At 68.5% G+C, this 13,083-nt stretch carries 14 protein-coding genes; 8 read left to right on the top strand and 6 right to left on the bottom strand.

The genetic code is table 11. The features are described 5' to 3' along the window. Positions 1-958: iron uptake system protein EfeO (gene efeO, locus ON39_RS36795; protein WP_040741034.1), on the bottom strand; the 958-nt coding region annotated here is incomplete at its 3' end. A 35-nt stretch (positions 959-993) separates the two neighbouring features. Continuing rightward, the gene (gene efeU, locus ON39_RS50930; protein WP_040741043.1) at positions 994-1,896 is read right to left on the bottom strand and encodes an iron uptake transporter permease EfeU; all 903 of its coding nucleotides are present in this window, start codon (positions 1,894-1,896) and stop codon (positions 994-996) included. 247 nt (positions 1,897-2,143) lie between these two features. Between efeU and ON39_RS36785 the strand changes: the two genes are divergently transcribed. Further along, complete coding sequence (locus ON39_RS36785) at positions 2,144-2,677, top strand: hypothetical protein (RefSeq protein WP_040741033.1); 534 nt, start codon at positions 2,144-2,146, stop codon at positions 2,675-2,677. A 75-nt stretch (positions 2,678-2,752) separates the two neighbouring features. On the opposite strand, the gene ON39_RS36780 is transcribed toward ON39_RS36785, so the two are convergent. Next, a complete protein-coding gene (locus ON39_RS36780) occupies positions 2,753-3,670 on the bottom strand; it encodes an alpha/beta hydrolase family protein (RefSeq protein ID WP_040741032.1) in 918 nt (305 codons plus the stop codon). Between the two features lie 183 nt (positions 3,671-3,853). Between ON39_RS36780 and ON39_RS36775 the strand changes: the two genes are divergently transcribed. Then, entirely contained in the window at positions 3,854-4,435 is a 582-nt protein-coding gene (locus tag ON39_RS36775; protein ID WP_040741031.1) for a TetR/AcrR family transcriptional regulator, read from the top strand. A 16-nt stretch (positions 4,436-4,451) separates the two neighbouring features. On the opposite strand, the gene ON39_RS36770 is transcribed toward ON39_RS36775, so the two are convergent. Beyond that, positions 4,452-4,823, bottom strand: coding sequence for a hypothetical protein (locus ON39_RS36770; RefSeq protein WP_040741029.1), 372 nt, complete (start codon positions 4,821-4,823; stop codon positions 4,452-4,454). Positions 4,824-5,044: 221 nt separating this feature from the next. Here ON39_RS36770 and ON39_RS36765 point away from each other — a divergent pair, with 221 nt between their 5' ends. The 5 genes from ON39_RS36765 to ON39_RS36745 are packed head-to-tail and all read left to right on the top strand — an operon-like array spanning position 5,045 to position 10,446. Beyond that, entirely contained in the window at positions 5,045-6,790 is a 1,746-nt protein-coding gene (locus tag ON39_RS36765) for a fatty acyl-AMP ligase (protein ID WP_051187572.1), read from the top strand. Then, entirely contained in the window at positions 6,774-7,631 is an 858-nt protein-coding gene (locus tag ON39_RS36760) for a class I SAM-dependent methyltransferase (protein ID WP_040741028.1), read from the top strand. The genes ON39_RS36765 and ON39_RS36760 overlap by 17 nt, the downstream gene beginning before the upstream one ends. Before the next feature lie 32 nt (positions 7,632-7,663). Beyond that, positions 7,664-7,918, top strand: a complete 255-nt coding sequence (locus ON39_RS36755) for an acyl carrier protein (protein ID WP_040741027.1) — start codon at positions 7,664-7,666, stop codon at positions 7,916-7,918. Beyond that, positions 7,915-8,712 carry an acyl-ACP desaturase gene (locus ON39_RS36750; RefSeq protein WP_051187571.1) on the top strand — a complete coding sequence of 266 codons (798 nt, stop codon included), beginning with the start codon at positions 7,915-7,917 and terminating at the stop codon, positions 8,710-8,712. Before ON39_RS36755 ends, ON39_RS36750 begins: the two co-directional genes overlap by 4 nt. Positions 8,713-8,715: 3 nt before the next feature. After that, positions 8,716-10,446: an acyl-CoA dehydrogenase family protein gene (locus ON39_RS36745; protein ID WP_040741026.1), complete on the top strand. Its 1,731-nt coding sequence runs from the start codon at positions 8,716-8,718 to the stop codon at positions 10,444-10,446. 74 nt (positions 10,447-10,520) lie between these two features. On the opposite strand, the gene ON39_RS36740 is transcribed toward ON39_RS36745, so the two are convergent. Both ON39_RS36740 and ON39_RS36735 read right to left on the bottom strand, forming a co-directional pair. Then, positions 10,521-11,909, bottom strand: a complete 1,389-nt coding sequence (locus ON39_RS36740) for a M14 family zinc carboxypeptidase (RefSeq protein ID WP_063713440.1) — start codon at positions 11,907-11,909, stop codon at positions 10,521-10,523. Positions 11,910-12,215: 306 nt separating this feature from the next. Next, positions 12,216-12,767, bottom strand: a complete 552-nt coding sequence (locus ON39_RS36735) for a TetR/AcrR family transcriptional regulator (RefSeq protein ID WP_040741024.1) — start codon at positions 12,765-12,767, stop codon at positions 12,216-12,218. A 117-nt stretch (positions 12,768-12,884) separates the two neighbouring features. Here ON39_RS36735 and ON39_RS36730 point away from each other — a divergent pair. After that, positions 12,885-13,083 (top strand): alkylhydroperoxidase (locus tag ON39_RS36730; RefSeq protein ID WP_040741037.1); only part of this gene is annotated, 199 nt, incomplete at its 3' end.

Genomic DNA, 13,083 nt, shown 5'->3' with positions numbered 1-13,083 from the left:
GCCGGTCGATCTGCGCGCCCAGCTCGGGGTTGCGCTCGTCGATGATCGGCCGCAGGCTCGCGATCGCCGCCTGCGAACCGTCGACATTGGCCTGGAAGTCCCACAGGTCGGTGTGCGAGAACGTGTCCTCCTCACCGGTGATCTTGGTGCGCGCGACCTCGTCGAGCAGCGTCTGCGCGCCGCCGGCCACCTGCACCGGATCGACGGCGTAGTCCGCCGCGTTCACGCCGGTCACCAGTTCGTTCACGTCGGCGAGCAGCTGATCGGCCATCGCGCTGGTGTCCGGCTGCAAGCCCCGAGCCCACAGATCCTTCTCCAGCCGATGGAAGCCGGTCCACTTGTCGCCCGCCGCGACATCGGCCTCGCGCAGATCCAGGCGCGGATCCAGATCGTCGGGGAAACTCTCGGCGACCGGCTCGATGCGTTCGTAATAGGTACGCGTCAGCGGATACTGCTTCTTGGCCGACTCGATATCGCCGGCTTTGATCGCCGCCACAAAGGTTTTCGTGGTCTCCTGCAATGCGGTGGCCTGGCTCAGCAGATAGCGTTTGTAGCCGGCGGCCGCTTCGGCGAGTTTGCCCGATTCATCCCGTTTTTGCGCCTGTCCGGTCACGGTGAAGTCGTGCCGGATTCCATCGCCGACCATGCCCGGTTTGCACGCGGTCTGATACTTGCCGGGATCGGGCACCGAAACGATCAATTGCCGGGTGAGCCCGGGACCGATGTTCTCGATCTCGCCGATGACGCGTTCACCGGTGCCGTACACGTAGAACTCGGTGACCTTGGTGCCGTTGTTGGCGATGCGGAATGTCACCGTGCCGGTTTCGGCGGAATCCTTGGCGACCGTGCACGAGGAGTCGTCGGCGGTGACCGCGATCTCGCCCGCGGCCGCGGTATCGGACTTACTCGTACACGACACCAGCAGCGCGGGCACGGTCGCCGCGACCGCCAAGGGCATCAGGGGAAAACGCACGGGGAGTGAACCTTTCGTTGTCACGGCGTGGCCGCGGTATCTGGCGACGGCTGCGGGGCCCTCGGTGTCCGCGCCGGGGCGGGCACCGGGCGCAGGAACAGGAACAGCACCACGACCACGTAGAGGATCCAGGCGAGGACCTGCAGCAGCGTCGGATCGGAGCGGAAGTTGAAGATGCCCGCGGCGACCGTGCCGTACCAGCTCGACATCGAGAACCACGACGAGATGTCGAAGGCCCGCTGGGTCAACCCCGGCAGCCAGTCCGCGGTCTGCAACGCCCGGATGCCGTAGGCGAGGATCCCGGCGGCGACCACGACCAGCAGCGCGCCGGTGTACTTGAAGAAGGTGGCGAAATTGATGCGCACCGCGCCCAAGTACATCAGCACCGTCAGCACCACCGCGGCGGCGATGCCGATCAGCAAACCGGCCAACGGCCATTGGCTGCCCGAGGTGTTCTCGGCGTAACCGACCATGAGCAGCGCGGTCTCCACGCCCTCGCGCCCGACCGCCAGAAACGCCAGTGCCACGATCGCGGCCGGGCCGACGTCGAGCGCCCGGGACATGCTGGCCTTCAGCTCACCGGACATCGACCGCGACGCGGTCCGCATCCACAGCACCATCCAGGTCACGATCACGACCGCGGCCAGCGAGGCGAGCCCGGCGGTGAGCTCCGCGGCCAGGCCGGTGACCGTCGAGGTGCCGAATCGGATGCCGACGAAGATCGCCACCACCATCGCGACGGCGGCGCCGACGCCGAGGGCCACCCACTTCAGCGCCTCTCTGCGCTGCGATTTCACCAGGAAGGCAACCAAAATCATGACCACGATGCCGGTTTCGAGTCCCTCGCGCACGCCGATCAAGCCGCTGCCGAACAATTGCGCGGCGACCGAAGGCGCGTCGGAAGCAAACGCCTGCTGTGTCACATCCACTCCCAGTCGAACCAAACTCAGCCTAACCACAGTTCGGCAAGGCAAACCTAGTCTTACACGCAGAGTGGCACTTTAGGAACTCGCCCCCAAATGGCGATGGCCCCCGAACCATTGCTGGTTCGGGGGCCTCGACCAAAGAATCTACACCGAGAATGCCCCGGGGTGAGCGGAATTGACCGAACTGTTAGGCCCCTATCATCACCGTCTCGGCATACCGCCCGGGTCTGGATACGCTGCGCCTGTGCTCGTACAGGAGGAAAAGGACTTCGCCACCGCCTTGTCCAGGGCGATCGCCGAGGATCTACGAGCGAACCCCGCCGCGGGCGCGCTCGTGCGCGTCGTGGTCCGCTGGTTCGACGAGGCCGATCCGCTGAACCTCTCCGTCCACACGCTCGGCTCGGTGGAGCGCCCCGAAGTCTGGCCCGAGCACGCCTGGTCCCCACTGGAGTGGGAGAACCTGGACGAGGAGGGCGTGCGAAGCTGCCGGGTGATGGACGATCCGGACGTGTGGCTGACCGCCGAGGCGCTCGCGGCCGTGTACCAAGCCTCCCCGCCCGAGCGGGACTACGACAGGTGGACGCCCTCGCCGGCGATCACTGAGGCCGTCCGCCAGCTCCTCCCCACCTTGCGGGCGGCCCGCGTGCCGCTCGAGCCGGATTTCGCCGCCTCGGCGGCGCACTTCGAGGGCATGGGCGCGCTGGCCGTGCTCGAAGACCTCGCCGCCCCCGACCTGCTCGCCGGGCTGGCGGCCCTCGGCGAGCTGCCGACCGAATAGGCAAGGGCGGCAATCACTTAGCTCAGCGCGGCGATCACTCAGCGCAGCGCGGCAATCGTTCAGCCTGGACGGCGATCACTTCGACTCGATTCGGCCGAGTTCGGCGTCCGGGGCCAGCGCCTCGGTCCAGTCGTCACCGGTCCCGTCGAGAACACTGTGCAGATACGCCGTGGTGAGACGCTGGATCAGCGCGACGCGGGCCGGGTTCTCGTCCGTCGTCTCTGCGGCGTCCGTGCCGATGATCCCACCGAGGGAGTGTGTCGCGCCGAACAGGGTGAGCAGGCTTTTCGCGCCGGGGCTCGCGAAGTACCCGTCGGTGAACCAGTCCGGGCCGCGCACCGTCAGCGCCGACTCGTCGTTGTCGCCCGCGACGAGCAGGGCGGGCGTGCTCATCGCGGCGAAATCCGGGTTCAGGAAACCGAAGTCGCGCGCGAGCGGGGTCAGGTCCGCGCCGCCGTGGCCGGCCAGGGCGAACAGCACGCCGGCGCGGACTCGCGGATCGGACAGGTCCTCGCCCGGTGTGCCGTCCGGGCCGAGCACCCGCGCGCCCAGCAGTGTGCTCACGCTCTGCGCGCCCCAGGAGTGCCCGGCCACGGCGATGCGGTCGTGGTCGACGCGACCACCCAGGCCGGGCACCGCATCTTCGAGCAGCGTGAGGTTGTCCAGGACGCGGGTCAAGTCCTCGATCCGGATGCGCCAGATGAGCGGGAAGCGCGGATCCTCGTGCGGCACGGCGAGGGTGCGCGAGTCCAGGTGGGTCGGTTGGAGCACGACGAAACCGTGTGCGGCCCAGTAGTCGGCCAGCGGCGCGTATCCGTCCATCGACCAGCCGAAGCCGTGGGAGAACACGATGACGGGCAGGCGGTCGCCGGTGGTCGGCGCGGTCACCCGCACCCGCAGGTCCTCGCCGCGCCCCGGGGCGGAGAGAACCACGGGCTTCACGGAGATGACCGGAGTGGCCGTACGCACTGCCGTCGACGTCGATTGGTTCATGAGATTTCCTGTCGTCCGAGAGCCGCTCCACAAGCGGAGCAACGTTCCACCTTTCTACGGAACATTGCTCCGTTTAGCAAGTGACAAGCGTCAACGACGGCTTTGACGTGCGGAAAACAGCAGACCAGCAATCCGATACACTGACGGAGAACGGTTCCGCTTATCCGACAGGGAGATGATCAGGTGGTGGACGACAGCGACGCGGGCGCGACCCGGTCCCGGCGCGCCGACGCCCTGCGCAACAAGCAGACCCTGCTCGACGCGGCCGCCGCGGTCTTCGTCGCCTCGGGCGTCGACGCCCCGGTGCGCGATATCGCCGCCAAGGCCGGGGTCGGCATGGGCACGATCTACCGCCACTTCCCCACCCGAGCCGACCTCATCGTCGCCGTCTACCGGCACCAGGTCGAGGCGTGCGCCGAGGCGGGCCCCGCCCTGCTGGCCTCCTGCGCGAGTCCCTATGCGGCCTTGGGCCGTTGGATCAACCTGTTCGTCGACTTCCTGGTGACCAAGCACGGCCTGGCCGCCATCCTCTCCGGCGACCCCGGCTTCGCCACCCTGCACGCCTACTTCTTGGACCGCCTGGTCCCCGTTTGCGCCCAATTGCTCACCGCCGCAGCCGAATCAGAAGAGATCCGGCCCGACATCGAGCCACTCGAACTCATGCGCGGCGTAGGCAACCTCTGCATAGGCGGCGATCTCGACCCCCGCTACGACCCCCGCCGCATGGTCGAACTCCTCGTCGCCGGCCTGCGCCGCGTGCGATAACACCCCGAAGGTCGATTCACCAAGGGCCGATGAAGAATTCGAGAACGGCCAAGGCCACTGCGGACAGGAGCGCGACGCAGGCGGCCGCGGCGAATGTGCGACGCCAGAGGCGGCGGGTATCGCCCTTCGCGGATCGCGCGGCGGCGAACCCCGCTGCGCCCGCGAGGATTCCGAGTAGTGGCGCGCCGCCGAGCACCAGATAGAACAGGCTGGCTACGGCGGCGGTGCCCGCCCCGGCGAATCCGCTGACGTAGCCCGACAGGGGTACGGGGAAGCGATAGATCACCGCGACCAGCGCTGCCGCGGGCGGGGCCAGCGCGATCGCTGCGCCGGCGGCGACGAGTGCCGCCTTCCAGGCGATCCCACCGGTTCCGGACGCATCGGCCATGCGTCGACCTTAGGCCTTGTCCCGAAGTCCGCTCCGGCGCCTCCGGACTTCGAGACAGAACATAGGTAACTCGGCACCGGGGAACCCGGATGTCGTTGCACCGCAACAAACTATCGATACTCGGCAATCCGCCGTATGGCCGCCGGGATGGCAGCCGCGTGTACTGGAACGTGATCTAGGACCGCAACCGGGGAACGACCTACATCGGGAGCACTGGAGCATTGATCATCGACTGTCGAAACGACGGTCGGCGGTCCACGCGCGACGCGTGGATCACCGACGTCCTGGCGACCTACGCGAACGACCACCACCCAGCCCATGAATACCTTCGAGAAGACGGCGACTGGGCCACGGTCAGCCGACACGAACTCCTCGACCAGGTCCGGTCGGCGGCCCGGGGCTGGCGCGCGGCGGGGCTGGGGCCCGGCGACCGCGTCGCCCTCGAAGCGACCGACCCGCACGTCTTCGTCCCGGCCTTCCTCGGCGCGCTGTGGGCCGGGGCCGTCCCCATCCCCTTACCGCCCGTGACCCGGCGCGCCGCCTGGGACGCGCAGGTGGCCGCGATGGGCCGCATCGCGCAGCCGGAGGCGATCGCCCTGCGGGCGGGGACCGAACCGCCGAAGGACTGCGGCCGGCCGATCGTCCTGGACGAGGTGATCGCCGCGCGACCCGACGACACGCCACCCCACCGCCCAGCCCCGGACGCCACCGCGTACATCCAATTCAGCAGCGGCAGTACCGGTTTCCCACGCGGCATCCAGGCCCGCGTCGCCGCGGTGGTCGCCAACGGCCTGGCCATCATGCGCGACGGCCTGCGCAGCGACCCCGCCACCGACCGCGGCCTGTCCTGGCTGCCGATGCAGCACGACATGGGCCTGGTCGGATTCGTGTTGGCCCCCTTGTTCGTCGGTGTCCCCGTCTCCTTCGTGCCCACCCGCTTCTTCGTCCGCGACCCCGGACTCTGGCTGCGCGCCATGTCCGATCGACGCGCCACGATCAGCTTCGCGCCCAACTTCGCCTTCGCCCTCAGCGCCCGCCGGACCCCGGCCGAGGAGATCGCCGCCCTCGACCTCCGGCACGTCCGTGTGCTCGGTTGCGGCGCGGAGCCCATCAATCACGCTGTGTTGCAACGCTTCCTAGACACGTTCGCCCCCACCGGCCTAAAACCCGAGGCGCTGATGCCGTGCTACGGACTGGCCGAGGCCACCCTGGCGGTCACGCTCTCACCCCCGGACCGCCGCCACCGCGTCGACCACGTTCGCACCGCCGAATTATCGGCGGGACAGGCCATTTCGGCCGACGCCGAGCCGGTCGGGCAGACGACCGTCGCCGACGAGGAGTCAGCCGAGTCGGCCACTCCCGCCCAGCCCCAGCCGGCCGACGCGACGGAGACCCTCGTCGGCTGCGGCCCGCCCCTGCCCGGCCATCGAATCGCCATCCGCGACACCGACGGCGACGACCTCGACGAGCGCGCCGTCGGCGAGATCTGGGTGCACGGCCCCTCTGTCGCCGACACCTACCTGGACACTCCGCCCGAGACGCTGTCGACGTTTCGCCCCGACGGCTGGCTGCGCACCGGCGACCTGGGGTACCTCGCCGACGGCGAGCTGTTCGTCACCGGTCGCGTCAAGGATCTCTTGATCCTCAACGGCCGCAATGTGGATCCGCAGCGCGTCGAGTGGCTCGCCGAGTCCGTGCCCGGCGTGCGCGCCGGTGGCGTCGTCGCGTGCACCCGGCCCGGCCCGCAGTCCGAGGAGCTGGTCGTGGTCGCGGAGTGCCGCACCCCGGAGGACCCGGAAGTCGTTCCCTCCGTGCGGGAATCGGTGGCCGCCGCGCTGGGCCTGCCGGTGCACGACGTTGTCACCGTCGCACCCGGCACCGTGCCCAGGACGACCTCGGGCAAGCCCCGGCGGCAGGAGACCCGCCGCCGATACCTGGAAGGCGCCCTGCATGTCCAGCAAGGCTGACATAGCGGTCAGTTACGACCTCGATCCGGAGTTCTTCCGCCTGTGGCTCGACAGCCGGATGAACTACACCTGCGCCGTGTTCGACGACACCGACGATCTCGACGCCGCCCAGCTCGCCAAACTCGCTGTCCTGCACGACTTCGCCCGCATCACCCCGGACAGCCGCGTGCTCGACATCGGCTGCGGCTGGGGCAACAACCTCGCCTACCTCACCCAGGAGCGCGGCGTCGCCCGCGCGCACGGCATCACCCTGTCCGAGGCCCAGTACGCCGACATCCGGCGGCGCGACCTGCCCGGCGTCACCGTATCCTGCGTCGACTACCGCGATTTCACCCCCGAGCACACCTTCGACGCGGTGCAGTCGATCTGCATGATCGAGCACGTCTGCACCCCGGAGGAGGCCCGCGCGGGCCGGGCAGTGGCCCGCTACCGCGACTACTTCCATAAGGCGTGGACCTGGACCAACCCCGGCGCCTACTTCGCGCTCCAGACCGGACTGCGCGACCGCGTGCCCCGCCGCCCCGAGGAGGCGCGCGAACTCGCCTGGCTCGGCCGGACCATCTTCCCCGGCGGCATGACGCCCCGCGCCGAGGACCTCATCATGGCCGTCGGCCCGTATTGGGAGGTCATGCGGCTGCGCACCAGGCGAAAGGACTACGAGCGGACGACCACGCACTGGCGCGACCGCCTGCGCGCCAACGAGGAGGAGATCCGAACCCGCTGGGGCAGTGAGATTTTCGAGACCTACGACCGCTACCTGACCTGCTGTGTCAACTCCTTCGCCCGCAGGCACATGACCCTGTCCCAGTGGTGCCTGCGCCGGGTAGACGACCCCGAATGAGTTCCGCGAAATTCGCACGAAAGTGGAGCCCGATGACCCAGGACGACCTGCTTGCCCTACTCGGCCGCGGCCTGCGCCACCTCACCCCCGCCGCCCAGCCGAGGCTCACCCCCGAATCCGACCTGCACAGCGCGGGCATCGACTCGCTGCAACTGCTGGAGCTCGTCACCTGGACCGAGAAGGAACTCGACATCCGGCTGCCCGACGAAAAGCTGTACTCCGTCACCGATGTCGCGGGCCTGTGCGACCTGATCTCCGCCGAACTCGACGACCGCGCCGCCTCATGAACCGGGAGCTGCGCGAGTCCTTCCACCGCGAGTACATGACGTTCTTCGAGAACGCCGAGCGCACCAGGCGATGGAGCCTGTTCAACGACGTCGACTGGAATGCGCTCGACACCGCGCGACCCGACGACACCCTCGCCACCAACGCCGAAACCTTCTGCGGCGTAGAGATGTTCCTGCCCGACTACCTCAACACCCATCTGGAACTGTTCGGCCGCGACTACGCTCAGGCGTGGTTCGCGGCCAACTGGGGCTACGAGGAGTCCAAGCACTCCCTCGTCCTGCGCGAGTATCTGCGGCGCAGCGGCCAGCGCACCGAGGAGCAACTGCACGACTACGCCGACACCGTGCTGGCCCAACGCTGGGAGCGCCCTTACGCGAGCCCGCGAGAGATGCTGATCTACGGCATGATTCAGGAGCTCACCACCTTCGTGGTCTACCGCTCACAGCGCACGCTGGCCATCGACACCGGTCACGAGGTCCTCGCCGACATCTACCGCCTCATCGGCCGAGACGAGATGGCGCACACCAAGTTCTATCAGCACATGGTCGCGCTGCACCTCGACGACGACCGGGCCGGCACGCTCGCCGACCTGGCCCACGTGCTGCGCACCTTCCGCATGCCGGCCGAGCAGCTGCTGCCGAACGCCGACGCCCGCGCCGAACTCATGCGCTCCACCGGCATCAATGCCCAGGTCTACCTGCGTGACATCGTCGCGCCCACCCTCTCCGCGCTGCACCTGACCCGGCACGACCTGCCCGGACCACGGCAATCCCCGCCCGACCGGATGAGGTGACCTATGACCGAAAACGATTCCGCCACCGGCTTTCTCGACGATCCGCTGTTCGACCCGCACGCCCGCTACGCACTCGGCGTCGACGACCTGATGCTACTGACGGTCGAACGCGCGAAGGCCTTGCACGCCAAGGGAATCGTCGGCAGCGAGGCCTGGCGCGGCGGCGGCAGGCAGGACCGGTTCCCGGAGCTGGTCCGCACGCTGGGCTGGGTCAGCGCCTTCGACATCGCGCTGGTCTCCACCGTCGGCAACCAGCAGCTGGCCGGCAACGCGCTGCTCTCGCACGGCAGCCCCGCGCAGGTGGCCGCCTACCGCGACGAAATCGACCGTATGGACCGGGTTTACGCGTTCGCGGCGACCGAGATCGGCCGGGGCACCAACCTCATGTCCATCGGGACGGAGGTCCACTACCGGCACGCGGACCGCACGATGCGCGTGACGACCCCGTCCGACGACGCGGCCAAGTACTGGATCGGCAACAGCCTGTTCTCCGCGACGCACGCGATGATCCTGGCGCGCTTGGTGATCGACGGCGCGGAGGAGGGCCACCACTGGTTCCGGGTCCCGCTGCGTCCGCGCGAGGGCGCCCTGCCGTATCCGGGCGTGCGCGTCCGCCGCGCGGACCCGAAGGGCGGCATCGCCGGAAACCAAACGGGGATGATCCATTTCGACCAGTACCGGATCTCGCCCGAAGCGCTGCTGAGCGGCTGGGCGCATATCGACGACTCGGGCGCGTACGTGTGCGAGATCCCAAGGCGCGAACGCTATCTGCGGTGCCTGGGGACGTTCTCGCAGGAGCGCATCTTCCCCGTGACGGGAGCGGCGGGGGTGCTGCGGCGCTGCGCGGCCATCGTGCTGCGCTACGGCACGCACCGCGAGTCCGCGGGCCGAACACTGCTGAGTTTCCCGCATTACCGCGAACGCCTCATGCCCGTCGTCGCGGAGGCCCTGGCTCTGCGGCACCTGACCGAGCACCTCGTCGAGGAGTGGACCAGCCGCTACCCGACCGAACCGGTCACCCTGCACGGCCGCACGCTTTACGGACTGACCTCCGGCGCGAAAGCCCACGCCTCATGGGCGGCGAACACGGCCCTGGTCGTCTTGCGGGAGCTGTGCGGTGGACACGGTTTCCACAGCCACAACGAGATCGTCACCGCGCGGGTGGACGGCGAGATCAACACCACCTTCGGCGGCGACAACAACGTCCTCTGCTACGAGAGCGTCCGCGTGGCCGCACGAAACACGAAGGCGCACCCGGACATCGGAGCCATGCCCACCCTCACCGAAGCCGGACTCGACTCGTGCGGGCAGGGCACAGCGCTGCTGGAAGAGTTGGCGGAGCGGCTCTTACGGCGCTGGATCGCCACCCATAGCGGCGCGCTGTGCCGACCGCAGGTCCACGCGCGCTGCGGCGCAACGATTCTGCGGCGCTGGGCGGACGAGTCCCGCGGCGGTACCGACGACGCCCTGCGGCGGCTCTACGCCGTCACCTGCCTGCTCGGCCTGGCCGATCACCTGGTGGCGGAGGGCCTGCTAGACGGCGCGGGGATGCGAGGGCTGCTCACCCAGCGCGGCACGCTCATCGACCAGTGCGCCGAAGACCAGGGCGAGGTGCTCGATCTGCTCGACGTGCCCACGGCACTGCTCGACGTGCCGCTCGCCCACGCCGACTACGTCCGCCGCACGGTCGCCGCCGCGCGCGACACCGTCGAGATCACCCGCATACCCGAATAGCCAAGTCGCCCAAGCCTGTTCAGAGCCGTACCGGCCCGCGTCGCACGGGCCGGTACGCATTCGGTGTGGCGATGTCAGGATGTCGCCGACTGCCGATAAGGCGCGCCCGCTGCCTGGGCCGTGACGGTGAACGCCTTCTTCATCTGCGGCCAGAAGGTGCTGTCCACGCAGGAGTAGCGCGGCATGAACCCGGCGCAGCTGCCGCCGTTGTTCGGGCCGATCTCGATCGTGTAGGCCGCCACGCCCAATGCGCCGTAGGCCTGATCATCCGTCGTGCCCGTCGTCGAGTATCCGACGGTCTCCTCGTCGGTGCCGACGATGAAATTGCTCGGCACGGCCTTCTTGATCAGCTTCCGCAGTTGCTCGCGGTTCGTCGGCGTCGCGGCGGTCGGAATGATCCCGTAATTGCCGTAGGAATGCAGATCGATCACCACGCCCTTCGCGGTATCCGGGACATCGCCGCCGCCCTTGGGACGCTGATCCGGGAAGAGGCTCGCGTAAAGCTTCTGAATATTCTGGGTTTCCGGCTCGGAGGCCGCGCGCGGGCCCTGGAAGGTTTGCGAGCACGGATTGTTCGAGTCCCCGCCCCAGCGGACGGTGAAGTTGCGATTCAAGTCGACGCCCGGCCCATTGCCCGAACCGTCGACGACCGAGCAGGAGGCCGGCGTCTGGCTGTTGTCGACATTCTTGCGCTGCATCTTCGGCCGGTTCCCGCCGCTGGCCACCACGTCGACCCCGTCCGGATTGGTCACCGGCACGACCCAGATCTCGGTGTTGTCCAGAATCGAGGTGGCCGTGCTGTCGGTGCCGTAACCGGTGGCGAGGTAGTCGATCCACTTCCAGGCCAGTTCACCGGTCGCCAGCTCGCGGGCGTGAATCTGCGCGGTCAGCAGGAAACGGGGCTTGGCCGAGGTAGGCGAGAGCGCGCAGCCGTTCGGCGCGACCGCCGCCGGGGCCTGCTCCTGAGCGCTCGACGGCTTCCCCTTGCCGGTCAGGCAGAGGACGTCCATGGTGTGGCCGCCGGTGCCCTGCTGGGCCTTCCAGGTTTTACCGATATCGTGCACCATCGCGATTTCGGGATATTTGGCCGCCACGTCCCTGGCATGCTGGAGCAAATCCGCCGCGGTGTGATAGCCACCGTAATACGTGCTGTCGGGAACACGCCGCTGTTCCGGTAGCGACTGATAGACCGGCGCCTTCTTCTTCGGCTGTAAACCCTTGTCCCGCAGCGCCTGCGCGGCCGCCTCGTCGACCGCGATGGTCACCTTGCCGGGACCCGCGGGCACCATCTCGATGCCCGCCTTGTCGATGATGTCCTTCTGCGCCTGCGACGACACCTGTACATCCCAGTAGTACGGGGTGTCATCCGCGGCGTGCGCGATAATCGGACAGAAGACGAGCGTCGAGAAAACACCGACCACCGCTGCCGTAGTTGATGCGAACATATTCCGGAAACTGCTCATGGACTTTTCCTTTGTCTCTCGCGGTCCCCGGCGTGCCCCGAGTCCGTCCGCGCCGGTGCACAGGCCGCCGAACGGGCGATATCGGACAGCCGGATCGGATCGGTCGGTCCTCGGGCACCGGGACGGGCGTAGGACGGACCAGCCGAAGCGAACGACGGAAAAGCGGTGGCATACCGGCTCCTGCGAAGGAACGGTTGAATTACCGATGGCCGGAGATTAGGCCGAGAAGTCGGCTCGGTAAAACCCCAGTTCCCGAGTGGGGAACGCCGCGCTCTCCCGCGCGTTCGCCGAGAGCCGCTCCGCCGATCAGCCGAGCAGCCGCCGCGCGATCTCCCCGGCGCGCCGCGCGGCCTCCGGCGTCGCCTCGCGCACCGAGGTCACGATGGCGCCGTCGATGAGCAGCGCGAAGGCGGGCGCGAGCGTGTCGGCGTCGGATCGCCCTGCCGCGGTGAGCAATTCGGTCAGGTACTCGATCACGTGGCGCTTGTGCCGATCGGCGACCCGGTGCGCCGCCGCGGTCGGGTCGGCCACCTCGACCATCGTGTTGATGAAGGCGCAGCCTCGAAAGTCCTTGCGGGCGAAGCGTTCCGAGAGAGCGTCGAAGACGGCCAGCGGCCGGTCGGCCGGATCGCCCGCCGTCGCCTCGACGGACTCGCGCAACCACGCCAGCCACCGGCGGTCGCGGTCCTCGAGCACCGCGACGACCAGATCGTCCTTGCTCGCGAAGTGCCGATAGAACGACGCGCGACCGACGCCGGACTCCTGGAGCAGCCGGTCGACCCCGACGGCCCTGATGCCCTCGGCGTAGAAGAGCTCCTCCGCCGTCGTGAGTAGCCGCTGCTTGGCGCGTGTTGCCATGCCAGAACTCTACCAGAACGGAACCGATTGGTTCCGTCTGACTTGACATTTCGGAACCATTCCGTACCGTTTCAATTCGGCACCGATCGGTACCATCACGTTCGAGCAGGAGTCACGATGTCCCGCCTACCCCTTGTGTCCGCCGAGACCGCCGACGCCGAGCAGGCGGACCTGCTCACCGAGGTGCAGCGTCAACTCGGCCGCGTCCCGAATCTCTACGCGGGCATGGCCAACAGCCCCGCGACCCTGCGCGCCTACCTCGCCATGCGCGACGCGCTCACCCGGGGAAAGCTCTCCGCGCGCGTCCGCGAGCAGT

The organism is Nocardia tenerifensis NBRC 101015 (assembly GCF_000308715.1).
In the GTDB taxonomy this organism is placed as follows: domain Bacteria; phylum Actinomycetota; class Actinomycetes; order Mycobacteriales; family Mycobacteriaceae; genus Nocardia; species Nocardia tenerifensis.
The sequence above is the reverse complement of the archived record's forward strand: the minus strand, read 5'-3'. Positions and strand labels throughout refer to the sequence as shown.

What these genes read in the sequence shown, in the direction of transcription:
- ON39_RS36760 (WP_040741028.1), top strand. Translation starts at nt 6,774, where the DNA reads ATGTCCAGCAAGGCTGACATAGCGGTCAGTTACGACCTCGATCCGGAG.
- ON39_RS36735 (WP_040741024.1), bottom strand. Translation starts at nt 12,767, where the DNA reads ATGGCAACACGCGCCAAGCAGCGGCTACTCACGACGGCGGAGGAGCTC.
- ON39_RS36740 (WP_063713440.1), bottom strand. Translation starts at nt 11,909, where the DNA reads ATGAGCAGTTTCCGGAATATGTTCGCATCAACTACGGCAGCGGTGGTC.
- ON39_RS36745 (WP_040741026.1), top strand. Translation starts at nt 8,716, where the DNA reads ATGACCGAAAACGATTCCGCCACCGGCTTTCTCGACGATCCGCTGTTC.
- ON39_RS36755 (WP_040741027.1), top strand. Translation starts at nt 7,664, where the DNA reads ATGACCCAGGACGACCTGCTTGCCCTACTCGGCCGCGGCCTGCGCCAC.
- ON39_RS36770 (WP_040741029.1), bottom strand. Translation starts at nt 4,823, where the DNA reads ATGGCCGATGCGTCCGGAACCGGTGGGATCGCCTGGAAGGCGGCACTC.
- ON39_RS36780 (WP_040741032.1), bottom strand. Translation starts at nt 3,670, where the DNA reads ATGAACCAATCGACGTCGACGGCAGTGCGTACGGCCACTCCGGTCATC.
- ON39_RS36750 (WP_051187571.1), top strand. Translation starts at nt 7,915, where the DNA reads ATGAACCGGGAGCTGCGCGAGTCCTTCCACCGCGAGTACATGACGTTC.